Origin of the sequence: Microvirga sp. 2YAF29, from assembly GCF_052114605.1 — a bacterium.
Taxonomy (GTDB): domain Bacteria; phylum Pseudomonadota; class Alphaproteobacteria; order Rhizobiales; family Beijerinckiaceae; genus Microvirga.
Window position 1 is genome coordinate 103543 of record NZ_JBFRFB010000003.1, and the last position, 24349, is coordinate 127891.

Genomic DNA, 24349 nt, shown 5'->3' on the forward strand with positions numbered 1-24349 from the left:
AGCTCATGGGAGCAGAGTTCCGTGAACCACGGCATAAGCTCTCACATGAAGTCATCGCTGGCTGTCCCAAGCGGCTGATGAAGCAGGTTATCCCCGGTTCGACCAGGGAGGTAGCCTGGTGACACTTGTTCTGGAAAATGTGGGCAAAACCGTTGGTGCGGAGACGCATATCCAAGGCGTGACGCTCACTTTGAATCCTGGTTCGCTCAATGTCTTGCTGGGGGCCACGCTGGCCGGCAAGACCTCGCTCATGCGGCTTATGGCAGGCCTGGATATCCCATCAACCGGACGGGTTTTCGTCAACGGTCAGGATGTGACCGGCTGGCCTGTTCAGCGACGCAGCGTCGCGATGGTCTATCAGCAATTCATCAATTATCCGTCCCTCAACGTTTACGAAAACATTGCCTCTCCCCTACGGGTCGCAGGCTTGAAGTCCACTGAGATTGCGGCGCGGGTAAAGGATGCAGCGAAACTCCTCAAGCTTGAGCCCTATCTGGAACGGAAGCCTCTCCATCTCTCCGGTGGTCAGCAGCAGCGCACTGCGATCGCCCGGGCTCTCGTCAAACGCGCCGACCTCGTTTTGCTCGATGAGCCCCTGGCGAACCTGGATTACAAGCTGCGTGAAGAATTGCGGGAGGAACTGCCGCGGATCTTCGCGGCTTCCGGCGCCATCTTCATCTATGCCACCACCGAGCCATCGGAAGCGCTCCTTCTCGGCGGCAACACCGCGACCCTTTTCGAGGGGTGTGTCACGCAATTCGGTCCGACCGCGCAGGTCTATCGCCAGCCGCACGACATGATCACGGCAGGAGTGTTTTCCGATCCGCCTTTGAACAAACTCGAAGCGCACAAGTCCGGGGGTGCCCTGGGTCTTATGGTCGGTCGCGAAATTCGTGCCGTCGATGGTTTCACCAATGTTCCGGACGGTGAATACACAGTGGGGTTTCGGGCGCACCATCTAGGCCTGGAACCATCAAGCGCCAACAGTTTCGCCATTCCCGCGACCGTGTCGGTTGCCGAGATCACAGGCTCGGAAAGCTTCGTCCACCTGGACGTGGGCGAGCATCGGCTCATCGCGCTTGTGCCGGGCGTTAAACGCCTCGAACCCGGCTCTTCCGTCATGACCTATCTCGATCCGCGTCACCTTTTCCTTTTCGACGGATCGGGACGCTTGGCCTCTGCCGATAAAGCCCGGCTGGTTGCTTAAGGAGCGCGAGATGGCCCGTATCACCCTCGACCATCTCGCCCATTCCTACCATCCCGATCCTCAAGGTACGCATGACTACGCCCTCAAGGAGATCAACCACGTCTGGAGCCAGGGTGGCGCCTATGCGCTGCTCGGCCCATCGGGTTGCGGGAAGACAACGCTCCTCAACATCATCTCCGGTCTGGTGCATCCGACGCGCGGGCGGATTCTCTTCAACGACAGGGACGTGACCGAACTTCCCACGGAAGCGCGCAACATCGCCCAGGTGTTTCAGTTCCCGGTGGTTTACGACACCATGACAGTGCGCGAGAATTTGGCTTTTCCGCTGAAAAACCGGGGCGTTCCGCGTGAACGCACCAAGGCGCGAGTGGAGGAGATCGCGCGCCTGCTCGATCTGAGGCGCGTTCTCGACCGAAAGGCCAGCAATCTCACGGCCGACATGAAGCAGAAAATTTCCCTAGGACGCGGTCTCGTGCGCTCCGACGTGGCGGCCATCCTGTTCGATGAGCCGTTGACCGTCATCGACCCTCACCTGAAGTGGCAGCTTCGCTCGACATTGAAGGAGATCCATCGGGCGCTCGACATCACCATGATCTACGTGACACATGACCAGACCGAGGCGCTGACCTTCGCTGACAAGGTGGTCGTCATGCATGACGGCGCCGTCGTGCAGACTGGAACACCCGAAGAGTTGTTCGAGCGACCAGCCCACACCTTCGTGGGCCATTTCATCGGTTCACCAGGCATGAATATTTTGCCCTGCCGGGTAGAGGGCGCAACGGCCTATATCGGCAACGAGACTATAGCATTGTCGCGCGCCTACCGGGCGCTTCCCCAGACCGAGCGGATCGAACTCGGAATCCGGCCCGAGTTCCTGCGGCTGCAGCAGCGAGGGACGGGGCTTCCCGTGCGGATCAAGCGTATCGACGATATCGGCCGCACGCGGTTGGCTCGTGTCGAGATGAGCGGCCGCGCGCTCACCGCAAGCGTGCCCGAGGACGTGACCGTCGAAGGCGATGAGGCCGCGCTCGTTTTCGATCCTCGCCAGGTGCACATCTACGCGGATGGGCATCTGGTGCCTGGCGAACCTGCCGGAGGCCAGGCGCGATGAACAAGACCCTCAACAACAAAGCCTGGCTCATGGTGCTCCCGGTCTTCGCCCTCGTGGCGTTCTCGGCTGTGCTGCCCCTCATGACCGTGGTGAATTATTCCGTACAGGACACCTTCGGCAACAACCAGTTCTTCTGGAACGGTATCGGCTGGTTTCAGGAACTGCTCGATCCATCGAAAGAACTCGGCGGGCGCTTCTTCGAAGCCCTCTGGCGTACGCTCCTGTTCTCGGCCATCATCCTGGCCATCGAAATTCCTCTCGGCATTCTCGTCGCGCTCTCGATGCCGCGCGAGGGGTGGACGGTCGCGCTCTGCCTCGTGCTCATGGCGCTGCCGCTGCTCATCCCGTGGAACGTTGTCGGCACCATCTGGCAGGTTTTCGCACGCGGTGACATCGGATTGCTTGGCTGGGCCGTGAACCATCTCGGCATCGACTACAACTATACGGGCGATGCGCTCGACGCCTGGGCGACCATCGTCGTCATGGATGTGTGGCATTGGACAAGCCTCGTGGCATTGCTGTGCTATGCGGGTTTGAAATCCATTCCCGATGCCTATTACCAGGCGGCGCGAATCGATGGTGCGTCCCGCTGGGCGGTGTTCCGGACGATCCAGCTGCCGAAGATGCGACGTGTCCTGCTGATCGCGGTTCTGCTGCGCTTCATGGATTCCTTCATGATCTATACCGAACCCTTCGTGCTCACCGGCGGCGGGCCGGGCAATGCCACCACGTTTCTGTCCATCGATCTGGTGAAGCTTGCGCTTGGCCAGTTCGATCTCGGCAAGGCGGCTGCGATGTCGCTCGTCTACAACCTGATCATCCTGGCCATCTGCTGGGTGTTCTACACGGTGATGACCAACGTGGATTCCGAGCGCGAAAGGGTCGAGGCATGACCGATACCGTCGCCATCGGCCCTTCCGACACCAAGGCGGCCCCGGCTGCAGTAAACCGCGCCATCGCAGGGCCGAGAGTCAACGGCAAGGCCGTGGTGATGACGCTCTACCTCCTGTTCCTGATGCTGCCGATCTACTGGCTCGTGAACATGAGCCTAAAGACCAATATGGAGATCACGTCAGGGCTCACGCTCTGGCCCCGCGAGATCACCTTCGACAACTATATCAAGATATTCACGGACGAGAGCTGGTACTCGGGCTACATCAACTCGCTCACCTACGTGGTCATCAACACGGTTCTGTCGATTTCCTTCGCGTTGCCTGCCGCTTACGCGTTCTCGCGCTATCGCTTCCTCGGCGACAAGCACCTATTCTTCTGGCTGCTGACCAATCGCATGGCGCCGCCTGCGGTGTTCGCTCTGCCGTTTTTCAATCTCTATTCGGCCATTGGCCTGTTCGATACGCCCTGGGCGGTTGCCCTGGCGCATTGCCTGTTCAATATTCCGCTGGCGGTCTGGATCCTGGAAGGCTTCATGTCCGGAGTTCCGCGCGAGATCGATGAGACCGCCGCCATCGACGGTTATTCCTTTCCTCGCTTTTTCATTAAGATCTTCATGCCGCTCATCGCCTCCGGTATCGGCGTCGCGGCGTTCTTCTGCTTCATGTTCTCTTGGGTCGAACTGCTTCTCGCCCGCACGCTCACCACCGTGAACGCCAAGCCTATCGCCGCGACGATGACGCGTACGGTCTCGGCCTCCGGCATGGATTGGGGACTCCTTGCGGCAGCGGGCGTGCTCACCATTGTTCCGGGTGCGCTCGTGATCTGGTTCGTCCGCAACTACATCGCCAAGGGCTTCGCCCTGGGAAGAGTGTGAGGGGAGCGCCGATGCCCGATTTCGCCTGGATGGCCTGGACCTGGCAGACATTGCTCTTCTTCGCCGGCATCGCCAGCCTTCTCCTGGTGATGACGATGCTGGCAATCTACTACCCCGAGACCGAGCGTGTGGGCGTGCTGCGCATTCCCACCACGCGCGGCGACCGGCTTTTCGTTTCGCTGCTTGGCGCAGCCTTCATCCATCTCGCCTGGCTCGGCCTCTTCGGCCCGGAACAGCTCTGGTGGGCCTTCGGCCTTTCCCTCGTCTACGCAGCGAGCGTGTTCCGCTTCGTTTGAGAGCAAGGCTCAAGACGACTCTGCGGCCCAATCGGGCCGACGAGACTGACCGGCGAAAGGGCCGGCCGACAATGGGAGGAAGAACCTATGTTGCCAAAGTCGCGTCTGAAGCTGCTTGTTTCCGCAAGCGCGCTTGCGCTGGCGTTCGGATCGAACGCCGCTCTTGCAGGCATGGAGGAAGCCCGCCGCTGGATCGATTCCGAGTTCCAGCCATCGACGCTCTCCAAAGATGAGCAGATGAAGGAAATGGAGTGGTTCGTCAATGCAGCGAAGCCGTTCGCCGGCATGGACATCAATGTTGTCTCCGAAACCATTACGACCCATGAATACGAGGCGAGGACTCTTGCCAAGGCCTTCTCGGAAATCACCGGTATCAAGCTCACCCACGATCTCATCCAGGAGGGCGACGTAGTGGAGAAGATCCAGACGCAGATGCAGTCTGGACGCAATATCTACGATGCCTGGGTGAATGACTCCGACCTCATCGGCACCCATTTCCGCTACAAGCAGGCGATCGCCCTCGACGACTGGATGGCAGGCGAGGGTAAGGACGTGACCTCGCCGACGCTCGACATCAACGACTTCATCGGCAAGTCCTTCACCACGGCTCCCGACGGCAAGATGTATCAACTGCCGGACCAGCAGTTCGCGAACGTGTATTGGTTCCGGTACGACTGGTTCCAGCGCCCTGACCTGAAGGAGAAGTTCAAGGCCAAGTACGGCTACGATCTCGGCGTTCCGGTGAACTGGTCGGCCTATGAGGATATCGCCGAATTTTTCACCAACGATGTGAAAGAGGTCGATGGCGTCAAAGTCTATGGCCACATGGACTACGGCAAGAAGGATCCGTCGCTCGGCTGGCGCTTCACGGATGCTTGGCTGTCCATGGCAGGCAACGGCGACAAGGGCATTCCGAACGGCAAGCCTGTCGACGAATGGGGCATCCGCATGGAAGGCTGCCGTCCGGTCGGCTCCTCGGTCGACCGCGGGGGCGACACCAACGGCGCGGCTGCCGTCTACTCGATCGCCAAGTATCTCGAGTGGATGAAGAAATACGCTCCGCCCCAGGCGAACGGCATGAACTTCTCCGAGTCGGGACCGGTGCCGGCGCAGGGCAATATCGCTCAGCAGATCTTCTGGTACACGGCGTTCACCGCCGACATGGTGAAGCCTGGCCTGCCGGTGGTGAACCAGGACGGTACGCCGAAATGGCGCATGGCTCCTTCTCCGCACGGTTCGTACTGGAAAGAAGGCATGAAGCTCGGCTACCAGGATGCCGGTTCGTGGACGCTTCTTAAATCCACTCCGGTGGACCGCCGCAAGGCGGCCTGGCTCTACGCTCAGTTCGTCACCTCGAAGACGGTGTCCCTGAAGAAGAGCCATGTGGGCCTCACCTTCATTCGCGAGAGTGACATCTGGGCTCCCTCCATGACCGAGCGCGCGCCGAAGCTCGGCGGGCTGGTGGAGTTCTACCGCTCGCCTGCGCGCGTGCAGTGGACGCCGACCGGCAACAACGTGCCGGATTATCCGAAGCTGGCACAGCTCTGGTGGCAGAACATCGGTGATGCGGCATCCGGCGCCAAGACTCCGCAGCAGGCCATGGATTCGCTGGCGGCTGCTCAGGATGAAGTGCTGGGCCGTCTGGAGCGCGCCAACGTGCAGGGCGAGTGTGGTCCGAAGTTGAACCCGAAGACCTCGGAGGCGGATTGGATCAAGAAAGCTGCAGCTGCGGGCACCATCGCGCCGCAGCCCAAGCTTGCCAATGAAAAGCCGAAAGGCGAGACGGTGGATTATGACACGCTGATCAAGAGCTGGCCTGCTTCGCCGCCCAAGCGCAGCTGATCCCCACTTGGAATGATACGAGGGAGAGGGCAAGCGTCCTCTCCCTTTTCATTTCTGCATTGTTCGGGCTTCGATGCGTTGCTATCAGACTTGCGTCAGGTCCAGGCAGCTTCGGAACCGAAACATTTCCTGCGCCTGGAAGGCGAGGGGTATTCAAGAAACCTGGAGCAGGGCGGATTGAAGGCTGTCGATACTTTCATCATGGCTCGCGAGAATGAGGCCATGAAGCGGGCCACGGGCGGCAATGCTCCTTCCGTTCAGTAGGTGATCTTGCGGCAATCTGCCGGTGCCCGCAAAGCCTGGCGTGGCAATGTGTCATGGAATATTGCTGACTGAAGATTGACGGCGACCGATTCCGATGAGGCATTTACCCGATGGTGCGAAGAGCAGGAAGCGCGGACCTGCCGCTGCACAGCGGGTATGTTCCCAAGTGACTCGCTGATCGCATGACGCGTCTGGGCGTCGTGGTGAGCTATGCTCGAAACCTACGCCTATGGTCGATGGAAGAGTATATCGACCACGAGCGAGCCAAGTCTCACTCCTATGGAGGCCGCTCGATTTTCGGGGACGAGGCCGCGCCTGATGCCCAATCTTCGGAGCCTCACAAGCGCCAGCGGTAAGGACCGCGTTTAGAAGCAGGGCCCCATCGCTCTCCTTTTAGGTATCCAGCCGCGCCTTGCTTCTGCGGATATCTTCCTGCCGATTGCCTTTTGATAAGATTCTCGGCTTATCTCTGCTGTCCCAGTCCATTTCGCTTCGCGGATTCTGCGCCATGAGAGTTCTCCCGAGCTTTACCGCTGCGCTCTTGCTGATGTCCTCGGCTGCGCTCGCGGATAGCCCAAGTCTGGCTGGCTCGCTGTGGCGATGCACGCGTGATACGGATCGTTCGCAATTCGTAATTACGTTCTATCCGGGAGGTGGGGTCGGTGGAGGTGAGTTGGAGAAGGGTGAGGTCAGCCCGTACATCTACGACGCATCCACGACCCGGGAGGGTGAATGGCCCGGCCGTTGGACCCAGTCCAAGGAGCGATTCAGCTGGAGTTTCCCGGATCAGCAGATGGAAATTTCCGGATCGGTCAGGTCCACAAGGCGGGCGCGGGCCGGGCTCGTCGGGCGCGAGGTTGTCTCCGGCATCACGTCATCCATTTCATGCGCGAGCCTGAGCAAGCTGCCGCGCCTTGGCGAGGGGCTCGTGATTCCAAGGAACAGCCGCTTCATCGACTTGGAGAAAGGCGAGGGTGAGCTGAAGGTCCCGGCGGGAATCTCGCTGCGGCCGCACCGGTAGCGGAAATTCATCCGGGCATTATCGGCCAGTCACTGAGAGATGCTGGTCATAGGCCATAAGCAGAGAGAATTGCGGCTTGACCAAGATGGCGGGATCAATCCCGCAGCGACGTCTAGAAAGCGTGCGCATCGATAGAAAAACTATCTTTTGAAAATAGCGAAGTCGAGATTTTATTTTCTTGCCATTTGATGCAATTTGCCCGCGAAACAAGGGGAGGCCGGTTGGTTTCCGCGTTGGGCAACAGGTTGCCATTCCTACCGACCGGCGTGCATCCTGCATCACCGATTCCGCCATCACCTTCGATGGCAGCTTCATTCAGAAGGCCTCCGCATGACACTCGACAAGAATGCCATCGAAACCCTGAAGCAGGTTTCGACTGCGACGATCACGACTATCCTGCTCAAAAAGGGCTTGCGCAATGTATGGATGCGCGGCGCGAAGCCCTTGAGGCCGGGCCAACCGCGGATCGTCGGCCCAGCCTTTACTCTCCGCTTCGTTCCGGCGCGGGAAGATCTCGCGACGCCGGCCAGCTGGGCCTCCCCCATCTCCACTCGTGCCGCCATCGAAGCCATGCCAGAAGGCGTGGTCGCCGTGGTTGACGCCATGGGCATGGTCGATGCCGGCATCTTCGGCGATATCCTTTGCGCACGCATGGCTAAGCGCGGCGTCGCTGCACTGGTGACGGACGGCGTTGTTCGTGACGTTGCGGGCGTGCTTGGAACCGGGCTTCCGGTTTGGTGCGACGGTGTTGCCGCGCCGCCATCCGTTGCAGGCCTCACCTTCGTCGGCTGGCAGGAGCCGATCGCCTGCGGGGGCGTGGCCGTCTATCCGGATGATGTGATCGTGGTCGATGAGGATGGCGCCGTGCTGATCCCGGCTGCTCTCCTGAGCGAGGTTCTGACCGAGGCGCCAGAGCAGGAGCGCATGGAAGCCTGGATCATGGAAGAGGTCGACCGTGATGTGCCGCTGCCGGGTCTCTACCCGATGAACGCCGAGACCAAGGCGCGCTACGAAGCCTTCAAGAAGGAGCAGGGAGCATGAAGCTCGATCACACGGCCGCTGGCGTCTATGCCATTGCGGCAACGCCTTTTCATCCCGATGGACGTCTGGATACGGAATCGGTCGATCGCCTCACCGATTTTTATGTCGGCTGTGGCGTCACTGGGTTGACGATCCTCGGCATCATGGGCGAAGCGCCCAAGCTGGAGCCGGAAGAATCCCTTGCCATTACCCGACAGGTTGTGAAGCGGGCAGGCGTTCCGATCATCGTCGGCGTGTCGGCTCCGGGCTTCGCCGCCATGCGCTCTCTCGCGCGCAATGCGATGGATATCGGCGCGGCGGGCGTGATGATTGCGCCGCCGCCGTCGCTGCGCACGGACGACCAGATCGTCGGCTATTACGCCCAGGCCGTCGAGGCCATTGGCGATGACATTCCCTTCATGATCCAGGATTATCCGTTGACGCTGAGCGTCGTGATGACGCCCGCCGTCATCCGCCGCATCGTGATGGATCATGCCTCATGCGTGATGCTCAAGCATGAGGATTGGCCGGGACTCGAAAAGATATCGCGCCTGCGTGCCTATCAGGAAGCCGGCGAGATGAAGCCGATCTCGATTCTCTGCGGCAATGGCGGCCTGTTCCTCGATTTCGAGATGGAACGCGGCGCGGACGGTGCAATGACCGGATATGCGTTCCCCGACATGCTGGGAGACGTGGTGAGGCTGCAGAAGGAGGGCCGCCGCGATGAGGCGCATGACCTCTTCGATGCGCATCTTCCTCTGATGCGTTACGAGCAGCAGCAGGGCGTCGGTCTCGCCGTTCGCAAGTACGTGCTCCAGAAGCGCGGTGCGATTGCAAGCGATGCACAGCGCAAGCCCGCTAGCGGTCTCACGCAGGCCGCCAAAGCCGAGATCGACTATCTGTTGTCCCGTGTCGCAAAGCACGACCCTCGCGCTGGTCTGTAAAACTCAAGAGCCGGCCATACCCGTGCATCGGCCGGCTCTTTCATCGACTTGCGTTGAAACACTAAGAACTTTCCGCCTGGAAGTGCATGACCTCTTCCCATGACGGTGGATTGGCGCCCCGCCTTGTGCAGACGATGGCTGCCGCCGTGGAGGCGAAATCCAAAGCCGCCGTCACATCCTCCTGAGTCAGCGCGTCAATCGCCTCAGGCGTCAATTGTGACTTGGCGTCAAACCACGCGAGTAGGGCTGCGTGGAAGGTGTCTCCAGCCCCGACCGTGTCCACGACATCGATGGAGGGAGAGGGGCGCTCGATGGTGCTGTCCTTAAATACCGCCAGCGGCCCCCTCGCGCCTCGCGTGACGATGACGAGCTCCGGGCCGCTTCTCAGCCAGTCTTTCGCTAAAATCACGATGTCCTTGGATGGATAGAGTAGCTCGATATCCTCATCGCTCGCCTTGATGATGGTCGCTTGCGTCAGGAGCCTCTCGAAGCGTTCGCGATAGGCAGCCAGATCGCCGACGACGCGGGGGCGGACATTGGGATCGAGCGAGATGACGCGCGTTCCAGCTTCGCGACGGATGAGCGTTTCAATGGCGCTCGCGATCGGCTCGACGCCGAGCGAATACGAGCCAGCGGCGATGGCGCGCACATCCGACGGCAAATGTGAGGGCAGGGCTTCAGGCGTAAGGGCGCGGTCGGCGCTCTCCTCGGCATAGAACGAATATTGTGGCTGCCCTGCGGTATTCGTCGCCACAACGCTCAGCGTCGTCCGCTTGGAGCACGCTTGAACATAGCTCGTGCTGACACCGGCTGCGACGAGTTTTGCGGTGAGGAAGGTGCCGAAGGCATCGTCGGAAAGGGTTGAAAGGAAAGCCGACGAACGCCCGAGACGTCCGATGCCGATGGCGACGTTGAAGGGCGATCCGCCGGCGACCGCGTTCGCCTGAAGCCCAGTCGGCGAGGGCGCTCCGACGAAAAGGTCAATCAGGGCCTCGCCGCAAACCAGGATCATGCTTCGCTCCGATAGAAAACAGCGCCGGCTGAAGATCCGGCGCTGCCGTGAAACATTCTATGCATCAGGAGCGTGGCGCTGACCAGCCCTGATACTGGCCGACATTCTCGCGGGTGATCAGTTTCGACGGCATCAGGGTCAGGGTGTTGGCAGGCTTCTTGCCGTTCAACGCATCATTGCCCAGCCGAACGCCGAGCTGCGCCATGGCATAGGGATCCTGGCTCGCGGAGGCCTGGATCATGGGGCTGTTTGCATCTTTCAGCGACGCCTCGATATCCGGAGCGCCATCGACCGAGGTGATGATGATATTGTTCCGGTTGAGCTGCCTGGCTGCAAGGTTCGTGCCGATGGCTTGTGGGTCGTTGATGGTGAAGACCGCATTGATGTCGGGGAAGCGGGTCAGATGGCTCTGCATGATCTGCAATCCGCCCTCGCGAGATCCCTTGGCATCCTGATCGTCGGACAGCACCTTGATGCCGCTGTTCTTGCCGAAAACCTCCTTGCAGCCCTTCACACGGTCGATGACGGCCGAAACCTGAGGGCCGTTCTGAATGATGACATTGCCTTTGCCCTGAAGCTTGTCGACAATGTACTGGCAGGCGATCTGACCGGCTTGGACATTGTCCGTGGTTACCGTCAGGTCGGCGCCTTTCGCGGCGGTATCGACTGCGACCACGAGAATGCCGGCGGCCTGTGCCTTCTTGATCGCCGGTTCGACCGCGTTCGGATCACCCGGATTAAGCAGGATCATGTCGACACCGGCGGCGATGAAGTTGTCGATCTGCGTGAACTGCTTGTTGAGATCGTAATCGAAGCCGACCGCCGTGACCTTCACATTCGGATTGATCTTCTTGGCTTCGGCTTCCGCACCACGAGCAAGTGCGACGAAGAAGGGATTGCCCATTGAGCCAAGGGAAATGCCGATGGACTTGAGCTCCTTCGCTTGGGCCGCGCCGGCGCTGAGGGCGATGGTGGCGACGGCTGTCAGAAGAATGCGCTTCATATATTCCTCCACATCGTTCCTGGTCTGGTTGATGCCGCGACGAGTCGACCAGACCTCGAGCGCAGTGATCGGTCCGCAATGCTAAGTGCGCGCGGACCCCTTCAGGCGATAGCGGTCGAGCGCCACCGCGCCGATGATGACAAAGCCTTTGATGATGAATTGCCAGATGTCCGAGACACCAACGAGGATGAGGCCGTTCGACAGAACCGCGATGATGAGGGCTCCGATCAAGGTTCCCCAGATCGAGCCGATGCCGCCCACGAAGCTGGTGCCGCCGAGGATTACGGCAGCGATGGCATCCAGCTCGTAGGACTGACCGAGCTGCAGGCCGTTCGCGGCATACAATCTTGCTGCGGACATGACGCCGCCAAGGCCCGCAGCGAGCCCCGAGACCGCATAGACGAAAAGAAGAACCGCCCAGACCTTGATGCCGGTCAGCCGCGCTGCATCCTGGTTGCCGCCGACCGCATAGATGTGAACGCCGAGAACGGTGCGACGCAGGATGAACCAGGAAATGACGACGAATAGCAAGGCGATCCAGACAAGCCATGGAACACCGAGAAGAGAGCCGTTGCCGATGAACGCGAATGAAAGATCGGGGTTGAACCGGGTCGTATCGTTACCGAGCAAGCGGGCCAGGCCCCGGACAGCGGTCAGCGAGCCGAGGGTTACGATGAAAGGAGGCAGGCGTATGAAAGCGATGAGAGCACCGTTCGCAAGCCCCAGCACAAGCCCCATGAGGAGGGCCGCCGGGATGCCCAGCATGCCCCATTCGGGAATTTGGGACCCGAGAATGGCTACCATGGCCGATGCGGCGAGAATGGAGCCGACGGATAAGTCGATGCCGCCGGTCAGGATGACGAAAGTCATGCCCGCCGCAAGAACGGTATTGATAGAAGCCTGCTGCGCCACAATCGAAAGGTTTTGCACGCTGAGAAAGCGGCCCGACATCAGCTGAAATGCGATGCCGAGGATGATGAGTACCGGCAGCATGCCGATGGCCTGTAAGGTGGAACGCCATGCAAGGCGGCGCTGGAGGCTTTGGCTGCCGGCCTCGGCATTTCCCACGCCAGTGGATTGAAGGGGAGCGCTCGTCTCATTGGGAGAGGTCATGCTGCGGCTTCCTTCACTCCGGTCGCGATGGCGACGATGTTTTCCTGCGTGATGGGAGGGTGTCCAACTCCACCGACCTCACCGGCAATCCTCCCCTCGCGCATGACGAGCACGCGGTCGCAGATGCCGACAACTTCAGGAAGCTCGCTTGAGATCACGATCACGCCCACCCCGCGCCGGGCCAAATCATCGATGAGACGATAGATCTCGGACTTCGCGCCGATATCGACACCTCGCGTCGGCTCATCCAGAATGATGACCCGGGGCTGTGTTTCGAGAAGACGTGAGAGCAGAACCTTCTGCTGATTGCCGCCCGACAGGCTTCCGACCGGCACGATATCGCCCACGACCTTGATCCCAAGCGCGCGGATCGCGGCGGCAGCCCGGTTCTTGGCTGCCCTGATGTTGAGAATGCTTCCCGTGCGGGCATCCCGCTGCAGAACGTTCAGATTGACATTCTCCCTGACGGTCATGTCGAGAAAGAGACCAAGATGCTTTCGATCCTCCGTCAAATAGACGATGCCCGCATTGATCGCATCCTCCGGGCGGTGAAGCGAAAGCTTCGTGCCGTTGAGTGTAACCTCGCCGGTCGCTTTGGGATCGGCGCCATAAATGAGACGCGCCAACTCGGTGCGTCCGGCGCCGACAAGACCCGCAAGACCGAGCACTTCGCCTTGATGGAGATCGAATGAGCAGGCATGCACTCGTCCGCCATCGCTCACGTGACTTACCGAGAACAGGACAGGCCCTCTGCTGCCCTTCGCATCATGATCTTTCTTGTAGAAGGACGACAGGTCGCGCCCCACCATCATGCGCACCAGGCGCTCCGCCGACAGCTCGTCTCGAGTAAGCGTGCCGACATAGGCTCCGTCTCGCAGTACGGAGACCCGATCCGCAAGTTCATAGACCTCCGCCATGCGATGGCTGATATAGATGATTGCAAGACCTTCGGCCCGAAGCTGCCGGATGAGAGCGAACAGGGCGTCCGTCTCCCTGGAGGAGAGCGATGTCGTCGGCTCATCCATAATCAGGATGCGGGCATTGGCGATCAGTGCGCGTGCGATCTCGACAAGTTGCCGCTCGGCCATAGAAAGCTCGCTGACCTTTGTCGATGTCTTGAAGCGTACGCCGAGCCTGTCGAGCACCCTGCGACAGGCCCGATCCATGGAGCGGCGGTCGATCATCGGACCTCTTCTGTGCTCCCGCCCCAGCAACATGTTTTCCGCGACACTCAGATTGGGTGCCAGAGAAAGCTCCTGATAGATCGTCGAGATTCCGCAATGGAGCGCGTCCAGGGGGCTGCTGATGGTGACGTGCTTACCATCGATGCGGATCTCGCTGCCGGGATCTGCGTGATAAGCGCCCGACAGAATTTTCATGAGCGTCGACTTGCCCGCGCCGTTTTCACCCATGAGAGCATGGATTTCACCCGCATAAACGGTAAGGGAGACGTCAGTAAGCGCTCTCACTCCAGGAAACGTTTTCGAAATTCCGACCATTTCGAGGATTGGAGCAGATCCGGTCATAGGTGCTCCCGCAGATCAGGGCAGTAGAGTGTATGAGGGGAACATGCAGCATCCATCCCCGCGCTCTGCGGGCAATGTCGAACAAGGATCGGTCCGTAACGATATCGCCTGGACACAAGCCGTTCCTCCCTGAAGGTCTCGTCTTCGCGTGACGATGACTTGCTTCATTCAGGATAGGAGAAATACTAGGATCGCGCGATGCGCTGTCAATTGGCGGAGCTTGCAGCCTTTTGGAATTCCGGCTTCAGGGCACGGTAGAGACCGCAGAACGATTCGATGCGAGGCGCATAAGCCTCGACCAAGCGTGGTTGCGGATAAACTGTCTGAATGATGCAAGGTGCCTTGCAAGCATTCTCGGGTGGATCACCGGTCGCTGCAAGCTTGGCCAATCGTGCTGCGCCAAAAGCGGGCCCCTTGTCGCTGCCTTCGAAGCGCTGGAGCGGGATGTTCAGAACGTTGGCGAAGATCTGTGCCCAGAATGCGCTGCGCGATCCACCGCCCACCAAGCCGGCGCTGGTGAACCTCGTGCCGGCGGTTTCGAGCGCGTGCTTGGCATCGGCAAAGCTGAACGCAACGCCCTCAAGGACTGCCTGCACCAGATCGCTCTGCACGGTTTCAGGAGACATGCCGAAAAAGACACCCCGGGCATAGGGATCGTTATGTGGAGTCCGCTCTCCTGTGAGATAGGGCAGAAAGAGTTCTCTTGAGGGTGCGCGATAGGCAGCTTCCGTGCTGCTGAGAAGCTTGGCAATATCTTGCTGCAATATGCCGGCCACCCATGCAAGGCAACTTGCACCATTCAACATCGCCGCCATCTGAAACCAACGGTCGGGCAGAGCATGACAGAAGGTGTGAAGCAATGTCTCCGGGGCGGGTCTGAATTCCCGTGCAGTCACGAAAAGCTGTCCGGACGTGCCGAGTGAGATGAAGGCCGACCCGTCCTCAATGGCGCCTAGACCGACGGCGCCGGCTGCGGCATCGCCTGCGCCGCCTGCGACGACGATCCCGCCGCCCATGCCCCATTGCCGTGCAAGCGCAGGATTCAAAACGCCGGAGGATTGCGATCCCTCGACAAGACCGGGCATATACGACCGGTCGATCCCGGTCGCGGCCAGGGCTTCGTCGGACCAGTCGCGCGCCGCTTCATCCAGCCACCATGTTCCAGCCGCATCCGACATGTCGGTCATGAGAAGGCCGGTGAGCTTGAACCGGATGTAATCCTTCGGCGAGATGATTTTTCTGACAGCACGAAAGGCTTCAGGCTCGTGTTTCGCAAGCCACAGGAGTTTTGGCGCAGTCAATCCCGGCATCGGGAGGACACCTACTCGGCGGGCAAGTTCAGGATGTTTCGATCCGAGCTCCTCCGCTTCCTTCGAAGAGCGCCCATCATTCCAAAGGATAGCGGGGCGGATGGGCCGGTTATGCGCGTCGAGCAGAACGGCCCCGTGCATCTGGCCGGAAAGCCCGATGCCTTGCACATCGCTCAGACCAGCTTCCGATTGCTTGGAGAGCCGCCCGATAACGATCTGAACCGCCTTCCACCAATCGTCGGGACTTTGTTCCGACCATCCATCGCGCGGGCGGGAAATATGCAAGGCGACATCAGCTTCGGCGAGAACCGATTGCCGTTCGTCGATGACGACAGCCTTCACAGCCGATGTTCCAACGTCAATCCCGAGGTAATGCGCCATGCTTCTACTTTCCGCCTCGTCGTCGCAAATCCAACCCCGGCTTGGTTAGCTTGGCTTTGGCGGAAAAACTATCACGGACGCAAACAGCCGGGTAGGGCAGCCTCCAGCTTACAGGTCGTCGGCGATCTGGTGCTTAGTCGGGTTATAAGTCGGCAGATCGTCACGCTTGATTCCCAGTCGCCTTAGAAAGGGCAACAATCGCGACCTAAATGGACATAGGAGCAGGGTAGGTCGCAGCTGTGCGTGTACCTATTATGATGCGCACCGTTTCCGTGGCCTCTACTGCCAAGGTTCATCCCTGGAGGAGTGGTTATGGCAAATTTTCACATCGTCGCCGGCGCAAGCGATGCTCCGGCCCATCCGGTTGTCCGCCACATTAGCCCATCGGATCTTCGGGAGGCCCTTCGTAAGGGCTTCAATGATTTCTGGGCAATGCCTTCCCATCTCGTCTTTCTCGGTCTGATCTATCCCGTGCTCGGCGTCTGCCTTGCTGCTCTGACATTCACGAATAACGCTCTGCCGTTGCTCTACCCTCTGGCATCGGGCTTTGCCCTGATCGGACCCTTCGCGGGCATCGGCCTTTATGAGATCAGTCGCCGTCGGGAGCTGGGCCTTTCAACATCGTGGAGGGATGCGTTCGACGTGCTCAAATCTCCATCGATTCCATCCATCATCGGCCTCGGCGTCGTGCTGCTGGTGATCTTCCTGGTGTGGCTGACGACGGCGCGTTTGCTTTATGAAGCGATGTTCGGCTATGCGGCGCCGTCATCTTATCCCGCCTTCATGGATCAGGTTCTGTCTACGCCGGAAGGGATGAGGATGATCGTTCTCGGGAACGCCCTTGGGTTTGTCTTCGCTCTCGCTGTCCTAAGCATCAGCGCGATTTCCTTCCCGCTCCTTCTTGATCGCGATGTGGGAGTGGCGGTCGCGGTTTATACGTCGATCAAGGCCGTTGTGATGAACCCATTCACGATGGCGCTGTGGGGATTGATCGTGGCCGCCGCCCTGCTGATCGGCTCCATTCCGCTCTTCGTCGGACTGGCCGTCGTGATGCCGGTTCTCGGGCACGCAACCTGGCACCTCTATCGGCGCGTCGTCGAGCCGCCTTCCCCTGAAGAGGCTCACCCTGCCGTTCAAGGGAAATCACCTCAATCGATGGCTGAGCGCATCAGGGACCGGATGTGAAGAAGGTGAGGCGGGTCAGCAATGTATGATCCGCCTCGAACACCATGATGACGACGAAGACGAGGATTGCGCTTACCGGCACAAGGATGACATAGACTAAGGACAGGCGCTCCCATGCCATATGCATGAAGATAGCCATGATGAGGCCTGCCTTCAGCACCATGAAGAGCAAAATAAGCGAATAGCGCAGAAAACCTTCGAGCTGGAAATAGTCGACCATGTAGGAGCATGTGCTCAAGATGAAGAGCCATGCCCAGACGACCAGATAGAGCTTGATGGGGTGCTGTTGGCCCTGTGTGTGTGCGGCTGAATGCGCCATGCTATTCCCCTCACCAAAGATAAAAGAAAGCGAAGATGAAGACCCACACGAGATCAACGAAGTGCCAGTAGAGGCCCATGATCTCGACAGCTTCATAATTGCCCTTCCTGCTCGTGAAGAAACCCTTCCGTTCGGTGTCGTAATCCCCGCGCCAGACTTTTCGCGCAATGATGAGAAGGAATATGACGCCGACGGTCACGTGCGTGCCGTGAAAACCGGTAATCATGAAGAAGGTTGAACCGAATTGAGCAGCGCCCCAGGGGTTTGACCACGGTCGGACACCCTCGTGGATAAGCTTGGTCCACTCGAAAGCTTGCATTCCGACGAACGTGGCCCCGAGGAGGGCCGTAAGGAACATGAGTCCAGCGGTCATTCTTCGGTCGCGCCGATAACCGTAATTGACGGCCATTGCCATCGTGCCGCTGCTGCTGATCAGAACGAAGGTCATGATGGCGATCAGGATGAGCGGAAGCGTCGTGCCTGCAATCGTCAGGGCGAACACCTCGCTCGGGTTGGGCCACGGAACCGTCGTGGACATCCTCGCGGTCATGTAGGAAATCAGAAAGCAGCTGAAGACGAAAGTGTCGCTGAGGAGGAAGATCCACATCATGGCCTTCCCCCAGGATACTCCTCTGAAGGCCTTCCGGTCAGAGGCATAGTCGGCCGCAATGCCCCGAAGACCAGTTGCCTCGTGGCTCGGTCGATCGATCTGATGCAGCGCCTGCTCCGTCATGGCAGCCTCCTCAGAACAATATCTGCCGGCACAAGTCGACAAGTTCGCCGGCCCAACCTGTCATGACTCCAAAAAGAACAAGCCATGCGACGAGCAGAAAATCCCAGTAGGTGGTGCAGAGCTGGATGGTCAGCTGTTGTCGCTCTTCCAACCCGCGTGCGCGCCATGATTTCTCTATTACAAAGCCCAGAACCGCCATGCCGCCAAGGAGGTGCAGGCCGTGGAGGCCCGTGAGAACATAGAAGAAGGCATTGGCCGAGTTTGAGGTCAGCCAGTATCCTTCATTCGTGAGCTGCCGCCATGCCAGAAGCTGGCCGGAAACGAAGGCCAGGGCCGTGATGCCTGCAGCCAGCAAGCCTATTCTTGCGGTATCAAAGTCGCGGTCCCTGGCCGCTCGACTGGCTCGATGCAGGGCTATGCTGCTCAGAAAAAGAATGCCTGTGTTGAGCCAGAGAAGCCTGGGTATCGGCAAGTCTCTCCAATCTGCCATCTGCATGCGCATGGCATAAGCGCTGATGAAAAGCGCAAACAGCGAGCTGGCGACAGCGATGAAGACGCCCAATCCAACTTTCTCTTTTGATAGACCCGCTGAAACATCGTCGGTCCAACTACCCGAAACGCCTTGCTCCAGCCATGGCTTCGATGTGATGCCCTGGCGGATGAGCCACCAGGTTGCGATGACGGCGAGAAGGCTGAGGAGCGCCAGGATGCTAGCCATGCGAGCCTCCCATGGCGGGCTGGGGACCAGGATCGTTCTGTGGCAGGTAATCCTGACTCGCACCAGGCACGCTGTAATCGTAGGCCCATCGATAGACGACAGGAAGGTGTTTGCCCCAATTGCCGTGCGAAGGCGGCGTTTCGGGCGTCTGCCATTCGAGCGTCGTCGCATGCCATGGATTTCCGCCCGAGGCTCTGCCGTAACGCAGGCTCCAGAAAAGATTGAAGACGAAGACAAACTGCGTCGCGCCGACGATCAGCGCCACAATGGTGATGAATGCATTGAGCGTGTGCGCTGATTGGGGAACGAACGCCATCTCGCCGATCTCATGATAACGGCGTGGGATACCCATGAGTCCGAGGTAGTGCATCGGAAAGAAAATAGCGTAGGCGCCCAAGAACGTGACCCAGAAATGCAGCTTGCCAAGAGCATCGTTCATCATGCGGCCCGTGACTTTGGGATACCAATGGTAGATGGCTCCGAAGATCACGAGGATCGGTGCCACGCCCATGACCATGTGGAAATGGGCGACCACGAACATGGTATCGGAGAGCGGAACATCGACGACGACATTACCGAGAAACAGGCCTGTGAGGCCTCCATTCACGAAGGTGACGATGAAGGCGAGGGAGAACAGCATCGGAACATTCAAATGAATATTGCCCCGCCAGAGGGTGAGGATCCAGTTATAGACCTTGATCGCGGTCGGGATGGCGATGATGAGCGTCGTGGTAGCGAAGAAGAAGCCGAAATAAGGATTCATGCCGCTGACATACATGTGGTGCGCCCACACGACGAAGCTCAGCGCGCCGATGGCGAGAAGAGCCCAGACCATCATCCGATAGCCGAAGATGTTGCGCCTCGCGTGAGTGCTGATCAAATCCGAGACGATGCCGAAGGCGGGGAGGGCGACGATGTAAACCTCGGGATGGCCGAAGAACCAGAACAGATGCTGAAACAGCAACGGGCTTCCACCGCTGCGGTCGAGGGGCTGCCCCATCTCCACGATGGCCGGAACGAAGAAGCTGGTTCCGAACACCCTGTCGAACAGCATCATCACGGCGCCGACGAAGAGGGCGGGAAAGGCGAGCAGCGCCATGAAGCTCGCGGTGAAGATGCCCCAGACCGTCAATGGCATGCGCATCAGTGTCATGCCACGCGCGCGCGCCTGCAGAACCGTCACGACGTAGTTTAAGCCGCCCATGGTGAACCCGATAATGAAGATCATCAGCGAGACGAGCATCATGATGATGCCCCAATCCTGGCCGCCAGGTGTGCCGGATAGGATGGCTTGCGGAGGATAAAGGGTCCAGCCAGCACCCGTCGGGCCGCCTGGTGCAAAGAAGCTTGCGATGAGCACGAGAACCGCAAGGAGGTAGACCCAGAAACTCAGCATGTTGATATAGGGAAAAACCATGTCCCGCGCGCCGACCATCAGGGGAATGAGGTAGTTGCCGAAGCCGCCGAGGAACAGGGCTGTCAAGACATAGACCACCATCATCATGCCGTGCATCGTGATGAACTGGTAATAGGCATTGGGATCAATGAAGGAGAACATGCCTGGAAAGCCGAGCTGCAGGCGCATGAGCCATGACAGGACGAGGGCGATCAAGCCGACGGATAGCGCGGTCAGGGAGTATTGGATCGCGATGACTTTCGCGTCCTGGCTGAAAACGTATCGCGTGATCCAACTGTGCGGATGATAGAGTTCGACATCCTCGACCTCGGCAGCGGATGCTGCTCCGGAGTGACCGATTGGGACATCAACCATCAGGACGCTCTCCCTGGCCGTTTTCTCTAAGGCCCCCGCCTTCTATGACGTCATTATTGGGCCAAGGGCGACAGGCGCGCGAAGCCCTGCGCCTTCTGGCCCTTCAGCCATGTTTGGTATTCAGTCAACTCCTGGACCACCAATGTTCCGCGCATCTGCGAATGCGCGACACCGCACAGTTCAGCGCATAGAATTTCGAATGTGCCCGTTCGTGTGGGCGTGAACCAAATGTAGGAGACCTGCCCGGGAACAAGATCCATCTTCGCTCGCATCTCCGGCACATAGAAATCGTGAATGACGTCGACCGAGCGCAGCAGGGCCTTCACCGGCTTGCCGACCGGCAAGCGCAGCTCCCCCCCTTCGATCACCACATCATCCTGAGCGGCAGCATCCTCTCGGCTGAGGCCCATCGGGTTGTCGGGGCCGACAAGCCGCATGTCCGCAAGGCCCAACTTGCCGTCGGGGCCGGGAAGCCTGAACGTCCATTGCCATTGCTGGCCCATGACTTCGATATCGGTTGCATCCTCCGGGACTGTCACGAATTGCCGCCAGACAAAAAGACCCGGCGTCAGCATGGCGGCGACGCCAATTCCCGTGATGACCGTTAGCCACCATTCCAGTCGCTTGTTCTCCGGCTCATATGTCGCTTGGCGGCCCGGGTGGTGCCGGAACCGGTAGACGCAATAGGCAATGAACAGTACCACTGCGACGAAGACAGCGCCTGTAATCCAGAACGTCATGAGAATAGTATCGTCGATGTAATGCCAATTGGACGCGATCGGCGTCCACCACCATGGGCTGACGAGGTGGAAAACAACGGAGCCGATGGCCACTATGACAAAGACAAGCGCGAGAGCCATTTCCTTTCATCCCCACACATCCGTGCTCGGCATGAAAAATCAGGCGGCAACAACGATCATCGAATAATTGTACTCGAACGCTCAGATCAAGGCTTCCGGAGATGAGAAGAAATCCGGTCAATGCAAACTGTCAGCTAAGGTTTAAACTTACACCTTTGGCTTTTCTTGGTCAACGAAGTCACATTCGCCGGGAGCGATGACTCGAAGGCCAGTCATCCTGCCTTTATCTCATTTGCTAGATGAATCTGACTTCCGACGATCTGAACAATTCCAAAGCGTCAAGAACGCATTGGGATTGAATCATTTGCCAGGTCGAATGCTCGCCTTCAGGCGCGTAGACCAGCTGCCAGCCGAAGGGGCAACCTAGGGCCGCCGCTTGGCGTTGGCCGAGCGCGAATGTGCGCTCGCCACGATGCTTGCGCTGCACACCCTGTCGTCTGGACTCAGGTTTCATGGACAATTCAGGGTCCCGTGGGTCGTCGTCCCTGGAGCCGAGATAGATCGTGACAGGCATGCCGAGATAGCCGCGCAGCTTCTCTCGTTCTTCGTCGTATTCGTAAACGCCACCCATGCCATAAGGCGCTGCCTCTCCATCAGGATAGCGGCCAAGCAGTGGCAGCACATAGCTCGAAGCGTTCGCCAATACGATGCGGCGCCCATCCGGCTGCTCGAATGCCGCCACACGCGACAAAAACTGCGCGCCGGCGGAATGGCCCCAGCACCAGTAGGGCAGCGTTTCCGCTTCCTCTTGCGCTCGCACCCATTCGGCCAGAAGCGGCACGAAGCGTGTCGTCCACTGACTGGCAGGCTTGAGGTTTCCGCCCCGATCCACTAGGCCGCCGCGATGATAATCCCTGATGCGAAAGCGGGCTTTATCGAAAAGCGGCGCCGCCACCACGAGCTTTCCACGTTCGGCGAGCTCGATGGCATAGTCGCGGTAGCTGCCCGCCGTGCGCGATGTGCCGTGGTAGATCAGCAGAATTCCTTTGACCGGCGCATCTGGCTTGTAGGTATAGACATCGAAGGTGACGCCATCGAGGGTCGCCTGCATTTGCCCGGAGCCGCGTGGAATCATGACCCTGCCTCCGCGTCCCTGCATCAGCTTTCTTTAACGAAATGGATCTGCGGTTGACATGAAGATCCCTTGTCCAGCTTAAATCTTACGGTGGCAAATCTGAACATTGAGCAAAAACGTTCTGTCGAACATCCGAGCTTGGCAGAGGGTGGCGAAAAAGGGCGGGAGATTTCCGGCGTACCTCCAAATAGCATCCTCTTCCGCAAAGCAGGCTCTGGCGGTCGAATGTTCTTCGTGGGCACAATAAGCGCAAGGCAGCGGAAAGGTTGGATCGCATAGCTTACCCATGCTGCCATCTTGAGGGGCAACAATAATCAAACCTTCCCTGGTCATGCTGGAGGCCACCGTGATCCCGCAAGCTTCTCATATAAAACACGCCTCAGCTATGGAAGCCAACAGCCAAGCTGAGTTTCCTGAGGCGGAAGGGCAAGTGCCCATTCATCTTGATGCCGTTGCTGCGTTACGAAGGGCCACCGAAAGCGTCTACCAGATTATCTTGGAGAAACAGCCGAATGGGTATCGGGCTCCCCTGAACCTCGGCTACCTTGCTCGGCAGCGCGGCGATGCTGCTGCGGCGCTGAATTATTTTGAAGTCGCGCGGGCCGCCAATCCACGCCGGACACGGCCTAGGCTTGAAATGGCACAGGAACTGAGAACGCTCTCGCGTCTGGACGAGGCAGAAGCTCTATATCTCGGCTTGCTGAAAGAACAGCCGATGCTGGTTCGGGCGCTGGCAGGGCTCGGTCATATTGCGCGCATGCGGGGTGAGCATCGGCTCTCGCTGAACTATTATCAGGCTGCCTTGGCAGCGGATCCCGCCCGAATAGATTTGAAGCTCAAAGTCGCCGGGCAATTGCGTAAGCTGCTGCGGTTTCGGGATGCGGGAGAGATATATCGCGACATCCTTGCGGAAGACCCTGACCACAGCGGAGCTCGGGAGCGTCTCGAACGGCTGCCTCAGTCGGAACCCTCGGGTCTCCCACCAATGGGGCCTACCTGGCTTCAGCGGGAGACCCTTGCCCGCGCCGCTGAATGGGGGGGGCATCTGGAGGCTTTGGGCGGAACGGCATTCGACATGAGCCTGCTGGTGCTGGCCGAGGACTTCGCTCATGGCGCGACAGAGGTCGTGAAGCGGGATTGCATCCTCATTCGCGTAGGAAAGAGGACTAAATTTCTACCGCTGATGTCCGATCGTGATGAGTACAATCATGCTCTTAGGCGTGAAATGCAGGCGCTCAATCCTGGTGACCTTATAGGGCCAGTCTTCGCCCCTTATCAGGAAGACTGGATAAGCCGCATAGCACCTCCCAAAAGCTATCATGAATTCGTGTGGAAGCGCGAAACCGTCTCCGGAATGATCGGTTCCTCCCTGCAGGGTCATCGCCGAAATATCCGCAAACTCCTGAAAGCAGGCGTGCATCTGGAGCCGATCAATTCGGGCAATCTTGATCGCGTCCTGGCTTGCAATGACCGTTGGTTCGCAGACAAGAAGGCGAAGGGCGAGACGACATATTATCGAGCCCGTACAGTCTGGAGCCTAGAGAACCTGGCGGCATTGGAGCCCCTGGGCGTCCGGCATGTAGCGGTGATGCTGGATGACGACGTTATCGGCTACACTGTAGGCAGCTATCTCGGCGCTTCATGGGCCACTTATGTTTATGGGAGGGGCGATCATCAATATGATGTTGGCCCGCTAATCGTCCACGAGCATTCGAAGCTGTATCCTGATCGGGAATGGATCAACTCCGGCGACGCAGGTCGAAGCCGCGGACTTGCGGAGTTCAAGCAGAAGTTCACCGCCGGCGCGGAGAACAAGCAGATCAGGTTGGGATGGCTTCAGGTCTGACGGAAGACTTACACCCGAAATGCC

At 59.1% G+C, this 24349-nt stretch carries 22 protein-coding genes; 11 read left to right on the forward strand and 11 right to left on the reverse strand.

Annotation, left to right across the window (positions count from 1 at the left end):
- The first annotated feature begins 118 nt into the window (after positions 1-118).
- The 9 genes from AB4Y85_RS05200 to AB4Y85_RS05240 all read left to right on the forward strand — a co-directional run bounded on the left by AB4Y85_RS05200 (position 119) and on the right by AB4Y85_RS05240 (position 9473).
- Positions 119-1207, forward strand: a complete 1089-nt coding sequence (locus tag AB4Y85_RS05200; protein WP_441983801.1) for an ABC transporter ATP-binding protein — start codon at positions 119-121, stop codon at positions 1205-1207.
- 10 nt (positions 1208-1217) lie between these two features.
- A complete protein-coding gene (locus AB4Y85_RS05205) occupies positions 1218-2318 on the forward strand; it encodes an ABC transporter ATP-binding protein (RefSeq protein ID WP_441983802.1) in 1101 nt (366 codons plus the stop codon).
- Positions 2315-3211, forward strand: a complete 897-nt coding sequence (locus tag AB4Y85_RS05210; protein WP_441983803.1) for a carbohydrate ABC transporter permease — start codon at positions 2315-2317, stop codon at positions 3209-3211. The genes AB4Y85_RS05205 and AB4Y85_RS05210 overlap by 4 nt, the downstream gene beginning before the upstream one ends.
- Before the next feature lie 98 nt (positions 3212-3309).
- Positions 3310-4086: a carbohydrate ABC transporter permease gene (locus AB4Y85_RS05215; protein ID WP_441984011.1), complete on the forward strand. Its 777-nt coding sequence runs from the start codon at positions 3310-3312 to the stop codon at positions 4084-4086.
- An 11-nt stretch (positions 4087-4097) separates the two neighbouring features.
- On the forward strand, positions 4098-4382 hold the full coding sequence (locus AB4Y85_RS05220; RefSeq protein WP_441983804.1) for a DUF2160 domain-containing protein: 285 nt from the start codon (positions 4098-4100) through the stop codon (positions 4380-4382).
- Between the two features lie 87 nt (positions 4383-4469).
- Entirely contained in the window at positions 4470-6224 is a 1755-nt protein-coding gene (locus AB4Y85_RS05225) for an ABC transporter substrate-binding protein (RefSeq protein ID WP_441983805.1), read from the forward strand.
- A 772-nt stretch (positions 6225-6996) separates the two neighbouring features.
- Positions 6997-7509 (forward strand): hypothetical protein, encoded by a 513-nt coding sequence (locus tag AB4Y85_RS05230; RefSeq protein WP_441983806.1) that lies wholly within the window; start codon positions 6997-6999, stop codon positions 7507-7509.
- 330 nt (positions 7510-7839) lie between these two features.
- Positions 7840-8550 carry a ribonuclease activity regulator RraA gene (locus AB4Y85_RS05235; protein ID WP_441983807.1) on the forward strand — a complete coding sequence of 237 codons (711 nt, stop codon included), beginning with the start codon at positions 7840-7842 and terminating at the stop codon, positions 8548-8550.
- Entirely contained in the window at positions 8547-9473 is a 927-nt protein-coding gene (locus AB4Y85_RS05240; RefSeq protein ID WP_441983808.1) for a dihydrodipicolinate synthase family protein, read from the forward strand. The genes AB4Y85_RS05235 and AB4Y85_RS05240 overlap by 4 nt, the downstream gene beginning before the upstream one ends.
- 61 nt (positions 9474-9534) lie before the next feature.
- Here AB4Y85_RS05240 and AB4Y85_RS05245 read toward each other — a convergent pair whose 3' ends face one another.
- The 5 genes from AB4Y85_RS05245 to xylB form a co-directional block, all read right to left on the reverse strand.
- Positions 9535-10485: a carbohydrate kinase family protein gene (locus tag AB4Y85_RS05245; protein WP_441983809.1), complete on the reverse strand. Its 951-nt coding sequence runs from the start codon at positions 10483-10485 to the stop codon at positions 9535-9537.
- Between the two features lie 64 nt (positions 10486-10549).
- On the reverse strand, positions 10550-11488 hold the full coding sequence (locus AB4Y85_RS05250; protein WP_441983810.1) for an ABC transporter substrate-binding protein: 939 nt from the start codon (positions 11486-11488) through the stop codon (positions 10550-10552).
- Between the two features lie 81 nt (positions 11489-11569).
- Positions 11570-12601, reverse strand: coding sequence for an ABC transporter permease subunit (locus AB4Y85_RS05255; RefSeq protein ID WP_441983811.1), 1032 nt, complete (start codon positions 12599-12601; stop codon positions 11570-11572).
- Positions 12598-14127 (reverse strand): sugar ABC transporter ATP-binding protein, encoded by a 1530-nt coding sequence (locus tag AB4Y85_RS05260; RefSeq protein ID WP_441983812.1) that lies wholly within the window; start codon positions 14125-14127, stop codon positions 12598-12600. Before AB4Y85_RS05260 ends, AB4Y85_RS05255 begins: the two co-directional genes overlap by 4 nt.
- Positions 14128-14333: 206 nt before the next feature.
- Complete coding sequence (xylB, locus tag AB4Y85_RS05265) at positions 14334-15818, reverse strand: xylulokinase (protein ID WP_441983813.1); 1485 nt, start codon at positions 15816-15818, stop codon at positions 14334-14336.
- A 312-nt stretch (positions 15819-16130) separates the two neighbouring features.
- Between xylB and AB4Y85_RS05270 the strand changes: the two genes are divergently transcribed.
- Entirely contained in the window at positions 16131-17003 is an 873-nt protein-coding gene (locus AB4Y85_RS05270; protein WP_441983814.1) for a DUF2189 domain-containing protein, read from the forward strand.
- On the opposite strand, the gene AB4Y85_RS05275 is transcribed toward AB4Y85_RS05270, so the two are convergent.
- The 6 genes from AB4Y85_RS05275 to AB4Y85_RS05300 form a co-directional block, all read right to left on the reverse strand.
- Entirely contained in the window at positions 16987-17322 is a 336-nt protein-coding gene (locus AB4Y85_RS05275) for a cytochrome C oxidase subunit IV family protein (protein ID WP_441983815.1), read from the reverse strand. The two genes, AB4Y85_RS05270 and AB4Y85_RS05275, sit on opposite strands and share 17 nt — an antisense overlap.
- 10 nt (positions 17323-17332) lie before the next feature.
- The gene (locus tag AB4Y85_RS05280) at positions 17333-18055 is read right to left on the reverse strand and encodes a heme-copper oxidase subunit III family protein (protein ID WP_441983816.1); all 723 of its coding nucleotides are present in this window, start codon (positions 18053-18055) and stop codon (positions 17333-17335) included.
- A 10-nt stretch (positions 18056-18065) separates the two neighbouring features.
- The gene (locus AB4Y85_RS05285) at positions 18066-18773 is read right to left on the reverse strand and encodes a cytochrome c oxidase subunit 3 (RefSeq protein ID WP_441983817.1); all 708 of its coding nucleotides are present in this window, start codon (positions 18771-18773) and stop codon (positions 18066-18068) included.
- Positions 18766-20544: a cytochrome c oxidase subunit I gene (locus tag AB4Y85_RS05290; RefSeq protein ID WP_441983818.1), complete on the reverse strand. Its 1779-nt coding sequence runs from the start codon at positions 20542-20544 to the stop codon at positions 18766-18768. Before AB4Y85_RS05290 ends, AB4Y85_RS05285 begins: the two co-directional genes overlap by 8 nt.
- A gap of 53 nt (positions 20545-20597) precedes the next feature.
- Entirely contained in the window at positions 20598-21404 is an 807-nt protein-coding gene (locus AB4Y85_RS05295; RefSeq protein WP_441983819.1) for a cytochrome c oxidase subunit II, read from the reverse strand.
- 235 nt (positions 21405-21639) lie between these two features.
- On the reverse strand, positions 21640-22479 hold the full coding sequence (locus AB4Y85_RS05300; protein WP_441983820.1) for an alpha/beta hydrolase: 840 nt from the start codon (positions 22477-22479) through the stop codon (positions 21640-21642).
- A 331-nt stretch (positions 22480-22810) separates the two neighbouring features.
- On the opposite strand from AB4Y85_RS05300, the gene AB4Y85_RS05305 reads away from it, so the two are divergent.
- Positions 22811-24325, forward strand: a complete 1515-nt coding sequence (locus tag AB4Y85_RS05305; RefSeq protein ID WP_441983821.1) for a hypothetical protein — start codon at positions 22811-22813, stop codon at positions 24323-24325.
- Positions 24326-24349: the final 24 nt, after the last annotated feature.